The following is a 19,556-nucleotide window of genomic DNA, read 5'->3' as shown; positions in this document are numbered from 1 at the left end:
ACCCCCATGGCGAAGAAGCCGAGCAAGGCGAACAAGAAGCAGCAGTCCGGCGGCACGCCCGCCACGGTGGCGCTCACCGCGGCCGGGGTGACGTACACGGTCCACGCCTACGAGCACGACCCGGCCCATCCGTCCTACGGCGAGGAGGCGGCCGAGGCGACGGGCGTCTCCCCGGAGCGGGTGTTCAAGACGCTGGTGGCGGACGTGGACGGGGCGCTGACGGTCGCGGTGGTGCCCGTGGCGGGCCAGCTGGACCTCAAGGCGCTGGCGGCCGCGGTCGGCGGCAAGCGTGCGGCGATGGCCGACCCGGCCCTGGCCGAGCGCACCACGGGCTACGTACGCGGCGGCATCTCCCCGCTGGGCCAGCGAAAGCGCCTCCCGACGGTCCTGGACGCCTCGGCCTCGGCCCACCCCACGATCTGCGTCTCGGCAGGCCGCCGCGGCCTCGAGGTCGAGCTCTCCCCCACCGACCTCGCCTCCCTCACGACCGCGGTCCTGGCCCCGATCGCCCGCCCCTGACCTTAGCTGCGGGCAACGCAGCCGCCGCCGCAGCTGTGGGCAGTCGTGCCGCTGGGGCGGCACGGGTGGGCACAGCGGCACCCCGCAACGCCGGGCCGCGCACCGCCCTACTTACCCCCGCCCCCGTACGCCCCCGGCGAATACTGCCCAGCCCCCGGCCAGGGGTCCGGCTCCGGATCCCGAGGCCCGAACAACCCCGTCAACCCCAGATGCACCACCAGTGCCGCGAAGGACCACGCCAGCAGCACCCCCTTCGCCCCCAGCTTCAGCGGCGCGGAGAACGTCACCCCCTCGCCCACCTCCTTGGCGTGCGCGATCACGTCCTGCGCGGGCCCGAGCTGCACCCCGAGCCACCACGCCAGCAGCGACCCGAGCAGCCCGCCGACACCGAGGGCCACCACCAGCGGCACACCCCCGCGCCGCCGCAGCAGGAAGACCACGACCGCGCTGAGCGCCCCGAACGCCAGCGCGAGCAGCGTGAACGTTCCGTCGACGCCGATCGCCTGCTCGCCCTCGGAGTCCTTGAGGTAGACGACCCAGGCGCCGTCGGCCACGTCACCCACCAGCGGCACGCTCGGCGCCAGCTTCCACCACAGCACGCCCAGCAGCGCGCCGAAGACCGCGACCGCCACCACGGTCACGGCGGCCTGCCGCACTTCCTTCAACATCCCGGGGCCGTCCTGTTCGCCGTGAGGATCACCGTGGTGGTCGTACGGGCCGCCGGCCGCGGTGCCCACCGCGTCGGCGCCCACCGCGTGCGCACCGACGGGCGGCGGCACCGGCCCGCCCTGGTACGACGAGCGTTCGTTCGGCGGCGGTGGCGGAGTCCAGGGTGCTGTCACCGTGCCATCGTGCCAAACGCGCCTGTGCGCCGCGTCACCGGACGGCGGCCCGGCGGTACGCCCAGGTGGCCACGGCCAGCGAGATCACCCCGACCGCGGCGCACACCGCGAGGTCGCCGAGGACGAAGCCCCAGTCGGGCCGTTCGCCGAAGGTGCGCGCGAAGGCCTCCACACCGTACGTGGAGGGCAGCAGGTCCCGGGCCAGGCGCACCAGCTGCGGCATCCGTTCGGGCGGCAGCACGCCGAGGAGCAGGGCCGCCGACATGCCGAGCTGGCCGAGGAGCGTGGCGAACTCCGGCCGGGGGGCGAGCAGCCCCAGCGCCGCGCCCAGTCCGGCGAGCGCCGCGCCCGCCAGCGGGATCACGGCGAGGAGCACCCACAGGTGGGTCATCGGCAGCCCGAACAGCAGGCAGCCGAACACCGCCGTCACCACGGTCCCGGGCGCGGTGAAGGACGCGTACGCGCCCGCCGTGCCCAGTACCACCGCGGCGGGCGGCACCGGGAGCGTCGCGTAGTGGTCGAGGCCGCCGCTGGCGCGCAGCTGGCCGAAGTACTGGGCGAGGAGGTTCAGCGCGACGAAGGCCACGACGAGCACCGCCGACCCGGCGACCACGGCCTGCGCCTCGCCGCCGCCGTCCACGACGCCCCGCATCAGGATCATGATGCCGATCGACTGGAAGGTCGCCACGAACAGCAGCGGGATACGCGCGACCCGCGCCCGGGACAGCTGCGCCCGGTACACGGCCACCAGGGAGGGCCACAGCCGCGCCCTGGGCCCCAGCTCGGCCGGGCGGCCGGTCACGTGCCGCTCCTCGGCTGCCGGGGCAGCGCCCCGCAGGGCATCGGCGGGTACGACACTCACGTCGCGCTGCTCCCCTTCGCTCGGGTCGGTTTCGCTGGGGCCGTTCTCGCTGGGGCCGCTCTGACTGGAGCCGTTCGAAGCGTTCCTCCGCACGGGTGTGTTCGTCCCGTGGGGTACGGATGCTGCGGCCGGTGTGCTCACCGCTCGCGTGCTCACGTCCTCACCAGCCCCTGCCGCGCGGCGCCGCCCAGCGCCAGGTACACGTCCTCCAGGCTGGGCGTGGCCAGGGTGAAGTCGTCCAGGGCGGCGAAGGCGGCGCCACCGGTGACGGTGGCGACGACGGCACGGGCCTCCTCGGGGGCCAGCCGCAGGGTCCAGCGGCGCCCCGACTCGACGACGCGGTCGCGCAGGGCGGCGACCTCCGGGACGTGCAGCGGCGCGCTCTCGCGCCACACCAGGTCGACGCGGACCTCCCCGGCCACCTGCTCCTTGAGCCCGGAGGGCGTGTCGCAGGCGATCACGCGGCCCCGGTCGAGGACGGCGACCCGGTCGAGGACGGTCTCGGCCTCGATGACGTTGTGGGTGACGAGCACGACGGTGGCGCCCTGTTCGGCGCGCCGCCGGTCGACGGCCGACCACACCGCGCGCCGGGCCACCGGGTCCATGCCGGTGGTCGGCTCGTCCAGGACGAGCAGCGGACGCTCCCCCACCAGCGCGGCGGCGAAGCAGGCCAGGCGGCGCTGGCCGCCGGAGAGCTTCTTGATCGGGCGGGCGGCCAGGCCGGTCAGCCCCAGTTCCTCGAGTACGGCGTCCCGCTCGGCGCGGGCCCGGCGCACCTCGAGGCCCCGCAGCCGTCCGGTGGTCTCGGCGGCGAGCGACACGGTCAGCTCGTCCAGGGCGCTGGACTCCTGCCCCAGGTAGGCGAGGATCCGGGCGGCCCGCTCCGGGTGGCGCACGATGTCGTGCCCGAGGATCTCCACGCTGCCGCCGTCGGGCCGCATCAGGCCGGTGAGCTGGCGCACGAGGGTGGACTTGCCGGCGCCGTTGGGTCCGAGCAGTCCGAAGATCTCACCGCGGCGGATGTCCAGGGTGACGTCGTCGGTGGCCCGCACCTCGGGGGTGGCCGGAGCGCCGCGCCGGCCGCGGACGGCCGGATAGGTCTTGGACAGCTCGCGCACCACGCACACGGCATCGCCACCGGGTCGAGGTGCCTGTGCCGCGCGCGTACTCACAAGGGACGAGACTACGGGGTCGGTCCCTCCGGCCCGCCCCCGGGTCCGCCCATAAGTGTCGATTCAGCCGGGGGAAGCGGGGGTGTGCCGGGGGCGGGCCGAGGGGGCCGCGCGCCGGGCCGGGGCGGGCCTGAGGCGCCTCACTCCGCCGCGGGTGTGCGTTCGGTCGCCGTGCGCACGTCGACCTCGCGCCAGAACCCGGCCCGGATCGCGTACCGGTCGTGTTCGTCGATCTGGTCGTCCTTGTGCGCGAGGAGCCCGAAGCGGGCCGCGTAGCGCAGCAGCTCGCCGTCGACGCGGTGCGGGATGCGCGGGTACATCCCGGACAGTTTTTGCAGGTGGCCATGGTCGCCGAGGCGTTCGAGCCAGCGGCGGGCGAAGACCTGCCCGACCTCGTACGGGTCGCCGCCGACCGTGGTGATGTCCTCCTCGCGGTCGGCCCAGCGCTGCTCGGCCGTGGTGAGCTGGGCGAGCGTCGGCAGCGAGGCGGCCTCGGACGGCTCGGCGGCGGGCCGGTCGACCCAGCCCTTGTCGGAGGACCAGCGCAGGGTGGCGTTGGCCGGGGCCTGCTGCGGGGCGGGGTGGGCGCCGGGGGCGCGCAGGGCGGCGAGGTCCTTGGGGGTGGGGACGCCCTTGGCGGGCGGCACCCGCTCGTCGGTGGTGCCCGGCGCGGCGGCCGCGGTGGTGGGGTGCTCGGGCGTCTCGGCGGGCCGCCGGGCGGCGGAGAGGGCGGAATCGGGCAGCGGCGCGGAGAGGATGGCGGCGATCTCGGGGCGGGGCACGGGCGGCGGAGCGCAGATGCCGCCGAGTTCCTTGGCGCGTACGGCCTTGGTGATCCACGTACGGTCCAGGACGCGGCGTTCGTCGGCCTCGGCGACCAGGTCCTCGGACTGGTTGTAGTCGCCGTCGGCGGCCTGCACGGCCCACAGGTGGACGGCGACGCCGTGCTCCTTGGCGGCCATCATGCCCGGCAGCAGGTCGCCGTCGCCGGTCACCAGGACGACGTCGGAACAGGCGCGGTTGCGGGCCAGTTCGGTCAGTTCGGCGTGCATGGCGGCGTCCACGCCCTTCTGCGCCCAGCGGCCGTCACTGCGCGTGAGGGCGCCGAGCCGAACGGTGACCCGGGGCATCACGCGCAACCGCCGGTGTTCGGGCTGCGGAACGCGGTCGGGGGCGCCGTCGAACCAGTAGATGCGCAGCAGCGGCTGCTGCGTGTCGGACTCGGCGCGGTCGCGCAACCCCTGGATGAGGGCGGCGTGATCGACGGTGATGCGCGAGCGCGAGGGCTCTCCTGCCAGGAGACTCGCGGCGGCCCCCAGCAGATACCCGGCGTCCACCAGGACGATGCAGCGGTCCACGCGATCCACCCTCTTTCCGGGAGGTTTGCTTCGGGCTTCCTTCGAGTCTGCCCGACCACGCGGAGGTTAACGGCCCGAACTCGATCTTCGGCGTGGCGTTTCGGCGCCCCGCACCCCGTCGAGCCGCGTCACGGACGGTAATTGCCCGATATGCGTTCTTTGTTGGCCTATGTGAATCTGGTGTCGGCCCTGGCCCCTAGATCCCCCTCAGGAGGTAGATCACCATGGCCAAGAACAAGAACAACCGTGATCGTAAGCAGCCCCGGTCCGAGCGCTCCCCGCAGACCGCCGAGTCGGCCGTGATGGACCGCGAGGAGCAGCACTCCCCGCAGCTGACGACGCCCGGCGACGCGGCCGCCCGCAAGCGGAACAAGCGCTTCGGCCACAACTGACGCAAACGACGAAGGGCGCACCCGGCAACCGGGTGCGCCCTCGTTCGTCCTGGTCCCGGGATTCCGCTCAGCCCGCCAGGCAGGACGGACCGAGCAGCACCTTCAGGTCGCCGAACAGCGCCGGATCCGGCTTCACCCGGTGCCGGTCCAGGCGCAGCACCGTCGTCTTCGTGGGCCCCTGGAGCTTGATCCGCACCTCGCTGTCGCCCCGGTGGTGGGTGAGGATCTCACCGAGCCTGCTGACCATCGGCGGCGTGATGCGGGTGGCCGGGATGGTGAGGACGACGGGCGCGTTGGTGCCCGCGTTGGACAGGTCGGGGATCATCAGCTCCATCGCGACCAGCCTGGGGATGTCCTCCCGCTTGTCGAGCCGCCCCTTGACGAACACCACGGCGTCCTCGACGAGTTGCGTGGACACCAGCTGGTAGGTCGCCGGGAAGAACATGCACTCCAGGGAGCCGGCGAGGTCCTCGACGGTGGCGATGGCCCAGGCGTTGCCCTGCTTGGTCATCTTGCGCTGGAGGCCGGAGATGATGCCGCCGATGGTGACGACCGCGCCGTCGCCGAAGTCACCGCCGGTGAGCTGGGAGATGCCCGCGTCGGCCTTGTCGGACAGCACGTGCTCCAGGCCGAAGAGCGGGTGGTCGGAGACGTAGAGGCCGAGCATCTCCCGCTCCTGGGCGAGGAGATAGGTCTTGTCCCACTCGTCCTCGCCGAAGACCACGTCGAGTCCGAAGCCGGGCTCGTCGTTCGCCTCCTCGCCCATGCCGCCGAACAGGTCGAACTGGCCCTCCGCCTCCTTGCGCTTGACCGCGACCACGTTGTCGATCATCGGTTCGTACTGCGCGGTGAGGCCCTTGCGGGTGTGCCCCATCTCGTCGAAGGCGCCGGCCTTGATCAGCGACTCCGTCGTCCGCTTGTTGCAGACGACCGCCTCGACCTTGTCCAGGTAGTCCGGGAAGGAGGCGTACTTCCCCTTGGCCTTGCGGCACCTGATGATCGACTCGACGACGTTGGTGCCGACGTTGCGCACGGCCGAGAGGCCGAAGAGGATCACGTCGTCGCCCTGAGCGGCGAAGTTCGACATGGACTCGTTGACGTTGGGCGGCAGCACCTTGATGCCCATGCGCCGGCACTCGTTCAGGTAGACGGCGGACTTGTCCTTGTCGTCCTTGACCGAGGTGAGCAGGGCGGCCATGTACTCGGCCGGGTAGTTGGCCTTCAGGTAGCCGGTCCAGTAGGAGACCAGGCCGTAGGCGGCCGAGTGCGCCTTGTTGAAGGCGTAGCCGGCGAACGGGACCAGCACGTCCCACAGGGCCTGGATGGCCTCGTCGCTGTAGCCGTTCTTCCTGGCTCCGGCCTGGAAGAGGACGAAGTTCTTCGCCAGTTCGTCGGGCTTCTTCTTGCCCATCACGCGGCGCAGGATGTCGGCCTCGCCGAGCGAGTAGCCCGCGATGATCTGGGCGGCCTTCTGGACCTGCTCCTGGTAGACGATCAGGCCGTAGGTGACCGCGAGGACCTCCTGGAGGGGCTCCTCCAGCTCCTTGTGGATCGGCGTGATCTCCTGGAGGCCGTTCTTGCGCAGCGCGTAGTTGGTGTGCGAGTCCATGCCCATGGGGCCGGGACGGTAGAGCGCGGAGACGGCGGAGATGTCCTCGAAGTTGTCGGGCTTCATCAGCCGCAGCAGGGAGCGCATGGGGCCGCCGTCGAACTGGAAGACGCCGAGCGTGTCGCCGCGCTGGAGCAGTTCGAAGGTCGTGGGGTCGTCCAGCGGCAGCGACAGCAGGTCGAGGTCGATGCCCTTGTTGGACTTCACCATCTTGACGGCGTCGTCCATGATCGTGAGGTTGCGCAGGCCGAGGAAGTCCATCTTCAGCAGGCCGAGCGACTCGCACTGCGGGTAGTCCCACTGCGTGATGGTGACGCCGTCGGTGTGCCGCACCCAGATCGGGGCGTGGTCGACGATCGGCTCGCTGGACATGATCACGCCGGCCGCGTGCACGCCCATCTGCCGGACCAGGCCCTCGACGCCCTTGGCGGTGTCGATGACCTTCTTGACGTCCGGCTCGCTCTCGTACATCGAGCGGATCTCGCCGGCCTCGCTGTAGCGCGGGTGCGTCGGGTCGGTGATGCCGTTGAGGTCGATGCCCTTGCCGAGGACGTCGGCGGGCATGGCCTTGGTGAGCCGGTCGCCCATCGCGTACGGGTAGCCCAGCACGCGCGCGGAGTCCTTGATGGCGTTCTTCGCCTTGATCTTGCCGTAGGTGCCGATCATGGCGACCTTGTCGGCGCCGTACTTCTCGGTCACGTACCTGATCACCTCGACGCGCCTGCGCTCGTCGAAGTCGATGTCGACGTCGGGCATGGAGACGCGCTCGGGGTTGAGGAACCGCTCGAAGATCAGGCCGTGCGGGATGGGGTCGAGGTCGGTGATGCCCATCGCGTACGCCACGATCGAACCGGCCGCGGAGCCTCGGCCGGGGCCGACCGCGATGCCCTGGTTCTTGGCCCACATGATGAAGTCGGCGACCACCAGGAAGTACCCCGGGAACCCCATCTGGATGATGACGTCCATCTCGTACTCGGCCTGCTTCTGGCGGTCCTCGGGGACCTGGCCCGAGAAGCGGCGCTCCATGCCGCGGCGGACCTCCTCCTGGAACCAGGTGACCTCGGTGAAGCCGTCGGGGATGTCGAACTTCGGCATGAGGTCGCGCTTCTCGAACATGCCGGTGGTGTCGATCATCTCGGCGATCAGGCGCGTGTTGGCGCAGCCCTCCTGCCAGGCGTCGGAGGAGTCGATGGCGTACATCTCGTCCGTCGACTTCAGGTAGTAGCCGGTGCCGTCGAAGCGGAAGCGGTCCGGGTCGGAGAGGTTCTTGCCGGTCTGGATGCACAGCAGGGCGTCGTGGGCGGTCGCCTCGTGCGCGTAGGTGTAGTGCGAGTCGTTCGTCACCAGCGGCGGGATGCCGAGCTTCTTGCCGATCTCGAGCAGCCCGTCGCGGACCCGGTGCTCGATCTCGATGCCGTGGTCCATCAGCTCCAGGAAGTACCGGTCCTTGCCGAAGATGTCCTGGTAGTCGGCGGCGGCCTTCAGGGCCTCGTCGAAGTGGCCGAGGCGCAGCCGGGTCTGCACCTCGCCGGAGGGGCAGCCGGTGGAGGCGACGATGCCCTCGGACCACTGGCTGATGGTCTCCTTGTCCATCCGCGGCCACTTCTGCAGCCAGCCCTCGGCGTACGCGTCGGAGGAGAGGCGGAAGAGGTTGTGCAGGCCCTTGCTGTTCGTCGCCCACATGGTCTTGTGGGTGTAACCGCCCGAACCCGAGACGTCGTCCCGCTTCTGGTGCGGCTGGCCCCACTGGATCTTGCGCTTGTTGCGCCGGGACTCGGGGGCGACGTACGCCTCGATCCCGATGATCGGGGTGACCCCGGCCTTCTGCGCGGAGTGGAAGAAGTCGTACGCCCCGTGCAGGTTGCCGTGGTCGGACATGGCGATGTGCGACATGCCCATCTCGTTGCACGCGTCGAACATGTCCTTGAGCCGCGCGGCACCGTCCAGCAGCGAGTACTGGGTGTGGACGTGCAGGTGCGTGAACGGCGGCTTTGACACGTGCGGCCTCCTGGGAAAACTGGGGACGACTGGCGGCGGTCGATCCGGGGGGTCAGCGTCGAAGTCTATGCCTCGGGACTGACACTCGAAGGCCCCCCACGCGTACCTTCTGGGGCGGGCACTCCCGCACCCCTTCGAACGTTGGCCCGAGTGGAGATCCGCTCCATCCGTGAGGCACCACCCCGCACCAGGAGGCACCAGGCATGTCGGTCCCGCAGCTCAACGAGGAGCACCGCGGCGAGGAGATCCTCGCCGTCTTCGACACCGCCTTCGGCCGGCTGCTGGCCGCGGATCCCGCGGCGTTCCGTGTGAAGTTCCGGAAGATGGCGGCCTCCGCCTTCGCGTTCTACCGCGGCACCGCCGGTCTCTTTTACCGCGATTTGACCGAGGACCCGGAGTTCGCTGATCAGCCGGGCGGCGCCTACCTGGACGAGCGGACCTCCCGGGTGTGGATCCACGGCGACCTCCACGCGGAGAACTTCGGCACGTACATGGACTCCACCGGCCGGCTGATCTTCAACGTCAACGACTTCGACGAGGCCTACGTCGGCCCGTTCACCTGGGACCTCAAGCGCTTCGCCGCCTCCGTCGCGCTGATCGGGTACGCCAAGGCGTTCAGCGACGAGCAGATCACCGAGCTGGTGCGGGTGTACGCGGGCGCGTACCGCGAGCGGATCCACGCCCTGGCCACCGGCGCCAAGAGCGACGAGGTGCCGCCCTTCACGCTGGACACCGCGGAGGGACCGCTGCTCGGCGCGCTGCGCGTGGCCCGCTCGCTGACCCGCTTCGGGCTGCTGGACTCGATGACCGAGATCCGCGACTTCGAGCGCCGCTTCGCCCCCGGCGGCGGCTCCATCGAGCTGGACGCCGCCACGCGCTACAAGGTGCTCGCGGCCTTCGACGGCTACCTGGAGACGCTCCCCGAGTCCTCCCTGGCCCGCCCGGACTCCTACCGCGTCAAGGACGTCGTCGGCCGCCGGGGCATCGGCATCGGCTCGGCCGGCCTGCCCTCGTACAACATCCTCCTCGAGGGCAACAGCGACGCCCTGGAGAACGACGTCGTGATCTACATCAAGCAGGCCCAGACCCCGGCCGTCTCGCAGCACATCACCGACCGGGCGATCCGGGACTACTTCCAGCACGAGGGCCACCGCACGGTGATCTCCCAGCGGGCCCTCCAGGCGCACGCCGACCCGTGGCTGGGCTGGACCGAGCTGGACGGCGCCGGGCAGCTGGTGGCGGAGGTCTCGCCGTACGCCGTCGACCTGGACTGGAGCGACATAGACGACCCGGAGGAGATCGCCGAGGTCGTCGCCGACCTGGGCCGGGCCACCGCGACCATGCACGCGGCGGCCGACGACCAGTCCGGGGAGTCCCTGGTGCCGTTCTCCACCGAGCGGGCCATCGACGCGGCGATCGCGGCCGACGAGGAGGGCTTCGCGCCCCTGCTGGTCGACTTCGCGCACCGGTACGGCGCCCGCGCGCGCGGTGACCACCAGACCTTCGTCGACCTGTTCCGCAACGGCCGGATCCCCGGCCTGTAGGCCCCGGAACCCGGGTCGGCATTCTCACAGCAACCCTTTAGGGGTCCCTTACCGGACCCCGTGACACACTCTTCTACTGCTATGGACATATCCGGAACCCCGCTCAGAGCCGTACGCGCGGCGCTGTTCACGGCTCTCGCCGTGACCCTCAGCACCGCGTCGCACGTGCTGCTGTCCGGGGTTCCGCTGCCGCTGGCCACGGTGGCGGCGGTCGCCGCCGTCGTGTTCCTGATCGCGTACGCCCTGGCCGGGCGGCGCGAGCGCGGCTTCGGGCGGATCGCCGCCCTGCTGATCCCGCTGGAGCTGGCCGCCGACACGGTCTTCACCACCGGCCAGCACGTCTGTTACGGCCGGGCCGGCGGCCCGGTCACGGGCCCGCTGCGCTCGGTCGGCTTCGACGTGCTGTGCGGCGACGGAACCGGCATCCACGCCGGGGTGACCGCGCCGCTGAGCCGGGTCACCGGAGCCGAGACCGACCGCATGGCGTCGGTGCTGGCCCAGGCCGACCCCGGCACCGCCTGGCTGCTCCTTGCCGCGCACGTCGGCGTGGGGCTGCTCGCGGCGGCCTGGCTGCGGCGCGGCGAGCGGGCCCTGGCCCAGTTGCTCGGCGCGGTGGCCGCGACCACCTTCCGGCCCCTGCTGCTCGCCGTCGCGGCCGTGAACGTACGCCGGGCCCCGGCGGTGCGCCGCCCGGCGGCCCCGGCCCGCCGCGCCGCCGGTGCCCGTGAGCGGATCCTCACGCACTCCCTGGGACGTCGCGGACCGCCGCGCCCGGTGGCCGCCCTCGTGTGACCCGGCACCCGAGCCGCAGCAGTCGCACGAGCACCACCGAGCACAGCAGTCCCCCATACGTACTTCCGCACACCCCCGTGTGCGCGTCCCCGCGGAGAGATCACCGACATGAGCAAGCGGAACAGCCAGGCGGCGAAGACGGCGGCCCGTGAGCGTCTGCGCCAGGAGCGCGAGCGCCAGGCCAAGCGCGACAAGGTCAAGCGGCAGGCCGTCGTGGCCGCCTCCATCGTCGGCGTGCTGGCGATAGCCGGCGGCATCAGCTACGCCGTCGTGCAGAACAACAAGCCCACCGGCTGGGACAAGGCCGCCGAGGCGAAGGTGGTGCCCCCGGCCAACACCTCCGGCAAGGACGGCACGACGGTCGTCCTGGGCGAGTCCAAGTCCGACAACGTCGTCCACCTCTACGAGGACCCGCGCTGCCCGGGCTGCGCCGCCATGGAGCAGAGCATCGGCGAGAGCGTCAACAAGGGCATGGAGGACGGCGACTACAAGCTCTCCTTCACCATCGGCACCTTCCTCGACGGCAACCTGGGCGGCGAGGGCTCGAAGAACGCGCTGAGCGCGCTCGGCGCCGCGCTGAACGTCAGCCCCGAGGCGTTCGTGGACTACAAGACCGCGCTGTACTCCACGGAGTACCACCCCGAGGAGTCGACCGACGAGTTCGCCAAGGACGACTACCTGATCAAGGTGGCGGACTCGGTCGACGCGCTGAAGGGCAACAAGAAGTTCCAGGACGCCGTGGAGAAGGGCACCTACGACGCCTGGGCGGTACGGATGAGCAAGTCCTTCGACAAGGCCGAGGGCGTCGAGTCGACCCCGACCATCAAGATCAACGACAAGGTGGTCGAGACGCCGAGCACGCCCGACGCGTGGCAGAAGGCGCTGAAGGACGCGGGCGTCACCAAGTGACCCGGTGATCGTCGTCTGACGAGTGGGCGAACTTTTGCGAGTTCGCCCACTCGCGTGCATACCGATCAGTAACCTGATCGGCCGTGACCAGTCGACACAGAGCCTCCGAAAACAACGAGACATCCGCGAACTCCCGCACCCCGAGCCGCCGTACGGTCGTCAAGGCCGCGGCGGCCGGTGCCGTGCTGGCCGCCCCGCTCGCCGCGGCCCTTCCCGCCGGCGCCGCCGACGCGGCCCCCGCCTTCCTGCACGGCGTCGCCTCCGGCGATCCCCTGCCCGACGGGATCCTGCTGTGGACCCGGGTGACACCGGTGCCCGAGGCCATACCGGGCTCCGGAACCGGCCCGGACACCGAGGTGAGCTGGATCGTCGCCACGGACAAGGCCCTCACGAACGTCGTCGCCAAGGGCTCCGTCACCGCGACGGCGGCCTCCGACCACACCGTCAAGGCGGACGTGCGCGGCCTCGCGCCCGCCACGGACTACTGGTTCCGCTTCTCCGCGGGCCCCACCGACTCCCCCGCCGCCCGCACCCGCACCGCCCCCGCACACGACGCGGCCGTCACCGGCCTGCGCTTCGGCGTGGTCTCCTGCGCCAACTGGGAGGCCGGGTACTTCTCCTCGTACCGGCATCTCGCGGCCCGCGGCGACCTGGACGCCTGGCTGCACCTGGGCGACTACATCTACGAATACGGAACCGGCGAGTACGGCACCCGCGACACCGTCGTACGCCCGCACGCCCCCGCCCACGAGATCCTCACGCTCGCCGACTACCGGATCCGGCACGGCCGTTACAAGACCGACCCCGACCTCCAGGCGCTGCACGCGACGGCTCCGGTGGTGGCGATCTGGGACGACCACGAGATCGCCAACGACACCTGGTCCGGGGGCGCCGAGAACCACACCGAGGGCGCCGAGGGGCCCTGGGCGGAGCGGCAGAGCGCCGCCAAGCGGGCCTACTTCGAGTGGATGCCGGTGCGCCCGGCGATCGCCGGCACCACCTACCGGCGGCTGCGGTTCGGCAAGCTGGTCGACCTGTCGCTGCTGGACCTGCGCTCCTTCCGCTCGCAGCAGGTGGCGCTCGGCAACGGCGACGTCGACGACCCCGACCGCACCCTCACCGGCCGCGCCCAGCTCGACTGGCTCAAGGCGGGGCTCGCCTCCTCCGACGCCACCTGGCGGCTGGTCGGCAACCCGGTGATGATCTCGCCGTTCGCGGTGGGCGCGCTCCCCGCCTCGCTGCTCGGGCCGCTCGCCGAGCTGCTCGGGCTGCCGAAGGAGGGCATCGCCCTCAACACCGACCAGTGGGACGGCTACACCGACGACCGGCGCGAGCTGCTGGCCCACCTGCGCGCGCACGCGATCCGCAACACGGTGTTCCTGACCGGCGACATCCACATGGCGTGGGCCAACGACGTGCCGCACCACGCGGGGACGTACCCGCTGTCCGCCTCGGCGGCCACGGAGTTCGTCGTCACGTCGGTGACCTCCGACAACCTCGACGACATCGTGAAGGTCCGCGAGGGCACCGTCTCGGCGATCGCGGCGCCGGTGATCCGGGCCGCGAACCGGCACGTCCACTGGGTCGACACCGACCGGCACGGCTACGGCGTGCTGGACGTCACCGCGGAACGGACGCAGATGGACTACTACGTCGTCTCCGACCGCACCGACGCGGACGCCACCTCCGCCTGGGCCCGCTCCTACCGCACCCGCAGCGGCACCCAGCGGGTCGAGCGCGTCTACACCCCGGTCTGAGCCTCCTGAAGCGTTTCGAGGAAGCCGAGCGCCACCCGCCAGGTGGCCTCGGCCGCCTCGGCGTCGTAGTCGTCCAGCTCCGGGTCGGTGTACAGATGACCGGCGCCGGGATACCTGTGCACCTCGACGTCGGCGCCGATCCGGCCCATCTGGAGGTACCAGGCGCTGAGCCAGTCGTCCGTCTCGAAGGGGTCCGGCTCGGCCACGTGCAGCTGGACCGGCAGCTCGTCGACCGAGGCGTTGGGCGCGAGGTCCGAGGTGCCGTGCAGGAGCAGCAGTCCGCGCGCCCGGTGGTCGCCGAGGGCGAGGGTCTGGGCGATGGAGGCGCCGAGCGAGAACCCGGCGTACACCAGCCCGCGCTCGGAGTAGGGCGCGGCGGCCAGCACGGCCCGCTTCAGCAGCTCCTCCCGGCCGATGCCGTCCTGATGGGCCATGCCCTCCTCGACCGAGTCGAAGGTACGGCCCTCGAAGAGGTCCGGGGTCCACACCTGGTGCCCGGCGTCGCGCAGGCGGTCGGCGGCCTGCCGCACCGCGGGCCTCGGTCCGAGGGTCGAGTGAAAGAGCACGATGTTCATGAGGCCATGGTGCCAGCCGGGTGTGACAGCACGGCGCCGGGCGATGCCCGGGGCAGGACGTAAGTCACAGGTTCACCGCACGGCGGTGGCGGTTACGTTCGAGGGATGGAGACGATACTCCGCCCGCTGATCGTGGTCGGCGGCTCGGTGCTGTTGACCCTGGTCATCGGCTGGGCCACCGACCTGTTGCTGCGCAAGGCCGACGGACGCCACCCCGAGACACCGCTGTGGGGGCTGCTGCGGCGCGCCCGCGTGCCCTACCAGATCGCGCTCTGCGCGGGCCTGCTGCGAGGGTCGTACGTCGAGGCCGAGGTGTTCCCCGAGCACCAGACCGGGGTCGGCCGGACGCTGACACTGCTGCTGATCGGCTCGGTGGCCTGGCTGGTGGTCCGGATCGCCGCGGCGGTCGTCGAGACGTCCTACTCCCGTTACGCGCACGCCCACGCCGAGCGCGACCCGGCCCGGGTGCGGCGCGTGCGGACCCAGGTGTCGCTGATCATGCGGGTGGTCACGGCGGTGGTCGGCGTGGTCGCCGTGTCGTCGATGCTGCTGACGTTCCCGGCGATGCGCGCGGCCGGTGCCTCGCTGCTGGCCTCGGCCGGGATCATCGGCATCGTCGCCGGTGTGGCGGCCCAGTCCACGCTGGGCAACCTGTTCGCCGGGTTCCAGATCGCCTTCGGCGACATGGTGCGCATGGGCGACACGGTCGTGGTGGACGGGGAGTGGGGCACCGTCGAGGAGATCACCCTGACGTATCTGACGGTGCGCACCTGGGACGAGCGGCGGATCACGATGCCCGTGTCGTACTTCACGTCGAAGCCGTTCGAGAACTGGTCGCGCGGCACCCCGCAGATGACCGGGACCGTCTACTGGCACCTCGACCACTCGGCGCCGACGGACCTGATGCGCGAGCGGCTGCGCGACCTCCTGCGCGAGTGCCCGGCCTGGGACGGGCGCAACTACAACCTGACCGTCACGGACACCACCCCGACCACCATGGAGGTACGGGCCCTGGTGACGGCGAAGGACGCGGACGACATCTGGACGGTGCGGGTGGCGGTCCGCGAGGGGATGATCCGCTGGCTGGCGGACGAGCACCCGTACGCACTGCCGCGGGTCAGTACGGCGGAGGCGGCGCCGCGTCCGCCGCACGACGGCCTCCCGCACGCCCGCCGCTCCTCCGACGCGGGCTCCCACCCCTCCCCGGAGCCGCCCTCCCGCCACTTCACGGAACGGCCGGCGAAGAGCCGGAGCCGATGACCGGTGCCCGGCCGCTTCGGCGGGCACGGCGAAGAGCGGCGCCGGTGACCGGCGCGGTGCCGCGCCCGCGGGTCAGCGCAGGCTGCGCACGTCCAGGTGGCGCAGGACCCGGTCGACGATCTCCGGGTCGGCGCCGGCCTCGCTGCGGGCCGCCAGCACCTCGTGCCGGGCGGCGCTCAGCATCTCGCCCTGGATGCGCCGGACCCGTTTGATCCGCCGGGCCCGCTGCTCCTGCGCCTCCCGCCGTTCCTCGTCCCCGAGGTCCGGGCTGATGCGTATGCCGATGTCGAAGGCGCGCCGCAGCATCTGCTCGGACAGCTCCTCCGGCAGTTCCTCCACCGACTCGATCTCCTTGAGCCGCTGTCTGGCCGCCCTGGCCGCCCGCAGCGCGAGGTCCCGCTCGAACTCCTGCTCCCGCTCGGTGTCCGCCCGTACCCCGAGCCGGCCCACCAGCCAGGGCAGGGTCAGACCCTGTAGCAACAGGGTGCCCATGATCACGCCGAACGCGATGAAGACGATCTCCTCCCGGTGCGGGAAGGCCGCTCCGTCGTCCGTCTCCAGCGGGATCGCCAGGGCCAGCGCGACCGAGGCCACGCCCCGCATCCCCGCCCACCACATGACCACCGTCTCCCGCCAGCTCGTCGGGATGTCCTCGTCCTGGTCGCGTCTGGCGTGCAGCCGCTGGGTCAGCCAGGTGGCCGGCAGCAGGTACAGCAGCCGGACCAGGACGACGACGGCGAGGATCGCCGCCGACCAGCCGAGCAGTTCGGTCCACCGGCCGGAGGCGGTGCGCACGGCGTTGTGCAGTTCGAGTCCGATCAGCCCGAAGGCCACCCCGGTGACCAGGGTGTCGACCACGTCCCAGACGGTGTGGCCGCCTAGCCGGGTCATCACGTCGTCGGCGTCCGAGGCGTACTCGGCGAGGAACATGGCGGTGGTGAGTACGGCGAGCACGCCCGAGCCGTGCAGCTCGTCGGCGGCGACGTAGCTCACGAACGGCACCAGCAGGGTCAGCCCGATCTGGAGGGTCGGGTCGCCGAGGACGCTCATGAGCTTGTTGGAGCCCCAGCCCAGGGCGAGCCCGATCGCGACGGCGACGACGGCGGACAGCACCAGGTCGAAACCGGCCCGCCACGGCGAGAAGGAACCGCCGACCGCGGCGGCGATGGCCACGTGGTAGAGGACGATCGCCGTCACGTCGTTGAAGAGACCCTCGCCCTCCAGAATGGACACCAGGCGGCGCGGCAGTCCGAGTTGCCCGGCGACGGCGGTCGCGGCGACCGGGTCGGGCGGCGCCACCAGCGCGCCCAGCGCGAAGGCGGCGGCGAGCGGCAGCCCCGGCACGATCGCGTGGGCCACGGAGGCCACGCAGACCATGGTGATGAAGACCAGCGCGACGGCCAGCAGGAAGATGGGACGCTTGTTGGCCGCGAACTGCCGCCAGGAGGTGCGCCGTACGGCGGCGTACAGCAGCGGCGGCAGCAGCGCGGGCAGGATCAGTTCGGGCGGGATGTCGACGTTGGGCACGAATTCGAGCAGGGCCAGGACGATCCCGAGGAGCGTCATCAGGACCGGCGCCGGCAGTCCGAGCCGGTCACCGATCGGGACGCTCAGCAGGGCCCCGAGCAACAGCATGAACAACAGGGCCAGCTGATCCACGGTCACCGCTCCGGTGGGGTCTCGGCGTTACACGGCGGACCTCAAGCGTGCCACGCGACCGGTCTCACCAGCCCGTTCGCCGCCCCGGCTACAGGGCTCGCCGCATCGCGCGGTGCGGAATCCCTGCGTCCGGGAACTCGGGTCCGTAGGCCTCGTACCCCAGACGTTCGTAGAAACCCAGGGCGTGGGTCTGTGCGTGCAGATCCACGGCGGTGAGTCCACGCGCGCGGGCCGCGTCCTCCACGGCCCGCACCAGCGCGGCCCCGACGCCGAGACCGCGGGCCTTCGCGGTCACCGCGAGCCGCCCCAGGGAGCCGACGGCCCGGTCGCCGTCGCCGTTCTTCGCCGCGGCCGCCGCGCCGTGCAGCAGCCGGCCGGTGCCGAGCGGCACGCCGTCCGCCCGGACCGCGAGGACGTGCACGGCGCCGGCGTCGTAGGCGTCGTACTCGATGTCCTCGGGGACCTGCTGCTCGGCGACGAAGACGTCCTTGCGCACGGCGAAGCAGGCCTCCCGGTCGGCGGGGTCCTCGGCGACGCGCACCTCGTAGGCGGCCGGGTCCCGGCCCGGGGCCGGGCTCGGGGCGCTCATCCGTAGGTCTCCTCGCGGACCAGGTCGAGGGCCTGCTGGAGGTCCTCGGGGTAGTCGCTGGCGTACTCCACCCAGTCGCCGGTGCCGGGGTGCTCGAAGCCGAGGCGTACGGCGTGCAGCCACTGCCGGGTCAGCCGCAGCCGCTTGGCGAGGGTGGGGTCGGCGCCGTAGGTCAGGTCGCCGACGCACGGGTGGCGGTGGGCAGCCATGTGGACGCGGATCTGGTGGGTGCGGCCGGTCTCCAGCTTCACGTCGAGCAGGGAGGCGGCGCGGAAGGCCTCGATGAGGTCGTAGTGCGTGACGGAGGGCTTGCCCTCGGCGGTGACGGCCCACTTGTAGTCGTGCTGCGGGTGGCGGCCGATGGGGGCGTCGATGGTGCCGCTGGTCGGGTCGGGGTGGCCCTGCACGAGCGTGTGGTAGCGCTTGTCGACCGTGCGCTCCTTGAACTGGCGCTTGAGCGAGGTGTACGCGCGCTCCGACTTGGCCACCGCCATCAGGCCGGAGGTGCCGACGTCGAGGCGGTGCACGATGCCCTGGCGCTCGGCGGCACCGGAGGTGGAGATGCGGTACCCGGCGGCGGCCAGACCGCCGATGACCGTCGGCCCGGTCCAGCCGGGGGACGGGTGGGCGGCGACGCCGACCGGCTTGACGATCACGACCACGTCCTCGTCGTCGTGCACGATCTCCATGCCCTCGACGGGCTCGGCGACCACCTGCACGGGCGCGGGCGCCTGCGGCATCTCGACCTCGAGCCAGGCGCCGCCGTGGACCCGCTCCGACTTGCCGACCACCGACCCGTCGACCTGCACCTTCCCCGCCGCCGCCAGCTCGGCGGCCTTGGTGCGGGAGAAGCCGAACATGCGGGAGATGGCGGCGTCGACGCGCTCGCCCTCCAGGCCGTCGGGCACGGGCAGGGTACGGATCTCGGGAATCGTGCTCACCCGTCGAGTATGCCGGACGGCCCGGACACTCCCGAACGCGCGCTCAGTCCTTGTGGACGACCGGGCTCCTGTGGACGACCGGGCCCCCGTGCGGGTCAGTCCTTGTGGACGGTCCCGTCCGGGTCCAGGCCCCGGAAGGAGAGGATCACGATCAGGATGCCGCCGCAGACGATCGCCGAGTCGGCGAGGTTGAAGACGGCGAAGTGCTTGGGCGCGATGAAGTCCACGACCGCGCCCTCGAAGACGCCGGGCGCACGGAAGATGCGGTCGGTGAGGTTGCCGAGGGCACCGCCGAGCAGCAGGCCGAGCGCGATCGCCCACGGCAGGCTGCGCAGCTTGCGCGCGAGGCGGGCGATGACGACGATCACGGCCGCCGCGATCACCGTGAAGATGACCGTGAAGGCCTCGCCGAAGCCGAAGGCGGCGCCCGCGTTGCGGATCGCGGCGAACCGCAGCCAGTCACCGATGATCTCGATCGGCTCGTGGTGCTCCAGCTTGGCGACCACCAGCATCTTGCTGCCCAGATCGAGCAGGTACGCGAACAGCGCGACCGCGAACAGCACGGCGACCCGCCGCTTGCCCCGGGGGCGCTCAGGAGCCTGCTCCCGCGTCTGCTCCTGTTCGGCGTCGGGCCGCTCCTGCCCGTCCCCCGCCGCGTCCGGGGTGTCCGGAGTACCGATGATGCGCTCCGCCTCTGCCACGTGAGTCCCTCAGCCTAGGTCCTTGACTGAGCACGAGGGTACGGCACGCCGCCCGTCCCGGCTGCTGCTCGTACCGG

At 71.7% G+C, this 19,556-nt stretch carries 17 protein-coding genes; 7 read left to right on the top strand and 10 right to left on the bottom strand.

Annotated features, from left to right (window positions below):
• Positions 1–6 precede the first annotated feature (6 nt).
• Complete coding sequence (gene ybaK / locus Sco07f_RS29195) at positions 7–519, top strand: Cys-tRNA(Pro) deacylase (protein ID WP_054103375.1); 513 nt, start codon at positions 7–9, stop codon at positions 517–519.
• 107 nt (positions 520–626) lie between these two features.
• On the opposite strand, the gene Sco07f_RS29190 is transcribed toward ybaK, so the two are convergent.
• The 4 genes from Sco07f_RS29190 to Sco07f_RS29175 form a co-directional block, all read right to left on the bottom strand.
• Positions 627–1,361 (bottom strand): hypothetical protein, encoded by a 735-nt coding sequence (locus tag Sco07f_RS29190; RefSeq protein ID WP_042825979.1) that lies wholly within the window; start codon positions 1,359–1,361, stop codon positions 627–629.
• Positions 1,362–1,395: 34 nt separating this feature from the next.
• Positions 1,396–2,223: an ABC transporter permease gene (locus Sco07f_RS29185; protein WP_042825980.1), complete on the bottom strand. Its 828-nt coding sequence runs from the start codon at positions 2,221–2,223 to the stop codon at positions 1,396–1,398.
• 152 nt (positions 2,224–2,375) lie between these two features.
• A complete protein-coding gene (locus Sco07f_RS29180; protein WP_007448571.1) occupies positions 2,376–3,350 on the bottom strand; it encodes an ABC transporter ATP-binding protein in 975 nt (324 codons plus the stop codon).
• 185 nt (positions 3,351–3,535) lie between these two features.
• Positions 3,536–4,753, bottom strand: coding sequence for an NYN domain-containing protein (locus Sco07f_RS29175; RefSeq protein ID WP_108989712.1), 1,218 nt, complete (start codon positions 4,751–4,753; stop codon positions 3,536–3,538).
• A 224-nt stretch (positions 4,754–4,977) separates the two neighbouring features.
• Here Sco07f_RS29175 and Sco07f_RS29170 point away from each other — a divergent pair, with 224 nt between their 5' ends.
• A complete protein-coding gene (locus tag Sco07f_RS29170) occupies positions 4,978–5,145 on the top strand; it encodes a hypothetical protein (RefSeq protein WP_007448592.1) in 168 nt (55 codons plus the stop codon).
• Positions 5,146–5,212: 67 nt separating this feature from the next.
• Here Sco07f_RS29170 and dnaE read toward each other — a convergent pair whose 3' ends face one another.
• A complete protein-coding gene (dnaE, locus tag Sco07f_RS29165) occupies positions 5,213–8,752 on the bottom strand; it encodes a DNA polymerase III subunit alpha (protein ID WP_087791404.1) in 3,540 nt (1,179 codons plus the stop codon).
• 203 nt (positions 8,753–8,955) lie between these two features.
• Between dnaE and Sco07f_RS29160 the strand changes: the two genes are divergently transcribed.
• From Sco07f_RS29160 to Sco07f_RS29145, 4 genes are all read left to right on the top strand, one after another.
• Positions 8,956–10,296, top strand: a complete 1,341-nt coding sequence (locus Sco07f_RS29160; RefSeq protein ID WP_087791402.1) for a DUF2252 domain-containing protein — start codon at positions 8,956–8,958, stop codon at positions 10,294–10,296.
• 81 nt (positions 10,297–10,377) lie between these two features.
• The gene (locus tag Sco07f_RS29155) at positions 10,378–11,088 is read left to right on the top strand and encodes a hypothetical protein (RefSeq protein ID WP_087791400.1); all 711 of its coding nucleotides are present in this window, start codon (positions 10,378–10,380) and stop codon (positions 11,086–11,088) included.
• 108 nt (positions 11,089–11,196) lie between these two features.
• Positions 11,197–11,997, top strand: coding sequence for a DsbA family protein (locus Sco07f_RS29150; RefSeq protein WP_007448680.1), 801 nt, complete (start codon positions 11,197–11,199; stop codon positions 11,995–11,997).
• 83 nt (positions 11,998–12,080) lie between these two features.
• A complete protein-coding gene (locus Sco07f_RS29145; RefSeq protein ID WP_108989621.1) occupies positions 12,081–13,754 on the top strand; it encodes an alkaline phosphatase D family protein in 1,674 nt (557 codons plus the stop codon).
• Here Sco07f_RS29145 and Sco07f_RS29140 read toward each other — a convergent pair.
• Positions 13,739–14,374, bottom strand: a complete 636-nt coding sequence (locus Sco07f_RS29140) for a dienelactone hydrolase family protein (RefSeq protein ID WP_439959700.1) — start codon at positions 14,372–14,374, stop codon at positions 13,739–13,741. The two genes, Sco07f_RS29145 and Sco07f_RS29140, sit on opposite strands and share 16 nt — an antisense overlap.
• 60 nt (positions 14,375–14,434) lie before the next feature.
• Here Sco07f_RS29140 and Sco07f_RS29135 point away from each other — a divergent pair, with 60 nt between their 5' ends.
• A complete protein-coding gene (locus Sco07f_RS29135; RefSeq protein WP_054103372.1) occupies positions 14,435–15,589 on the top strand; it encodes a mechanosensitive ion channel family protein in 1,155 nt (384 codons plus the stop codon).
• 72 nt (positions 15,590–15,661) lie between these two features.
• On the opposite strand, the gene Sco07f_RS29130 is transcribed toward Sco07f_RS29135, so the two are convergent.
• From Sco07f_RS29130 to lspA, 4 genes are all read right to left on the bottom strand, one after another.
• The gene (locus tag Sco07f_RS29130; RefSeq protein WP_007448650.1) at positions 15,662–17,248 is read right to left on the bottom strand and encodes a Na+/H+ antiporter; all 1,587 of its coding nucleotides are present in this window, start codon (positions 17,246–17,248) and stop codon (positions 15,662–15,664) included.
• A gap of 88 nt (positions 17,249–17,336) precedes the next feature.
• Positions 17,337–17,837 carry a GNAT family N-acetyltransferase gene (locus tag Sco07f_RS29125; protein ID WP_087791398.1) on the bottom strand — a complete coding sequence of 167 codons (501 nt, stop codon included), beginning with the start codon at positions 17,835–17,837 and terminating at the stop codon, positions 17,337–17,339.
• Complete coding sequence (locus Sco07f_RS29120; RefSeq protein WP_007448653.1) at positions 17,834–18,778, bottom strand: RluA family pseudouridine synthase; 945 nt, start codon at positions 18,776–18,778, stop codon at positions 17,834–17,836. The genes Sco07f_RS29125 and Sco07f_RS29120 overlap by 4 nt, the downstream gene beginning before the upstream one ends.
• Before the next feature lie 95 nt (positions 18,779–18,873).
• Positions 18,874–19,479, bottom strand: coding sequence for a signal peptidase II (lspA, locus tag Sco07f_RS29115; RefSeq protein ID WP_054103369.1), 606 nt, complete (start codon positions 19,477–19,479; stop codon positions 18,874–18,876).
• Between the last annotated feature and the right edge of the window lie 77 nt (positions 19,480–19,556).

Origin of the sequence: Streptomyces coelicoflavus (assembly GCF_003112555.1) — a bacterium.
Lineage (GTDB): Bacteria > Actinomycetota > Actinomycetes > Streptomycetales > Streptomycetaceae > Streptomyces > Streptomyces coelicoflavus.
This window is presented reverse-complemented; position numbering and strand designations above follow the sequence as displayed.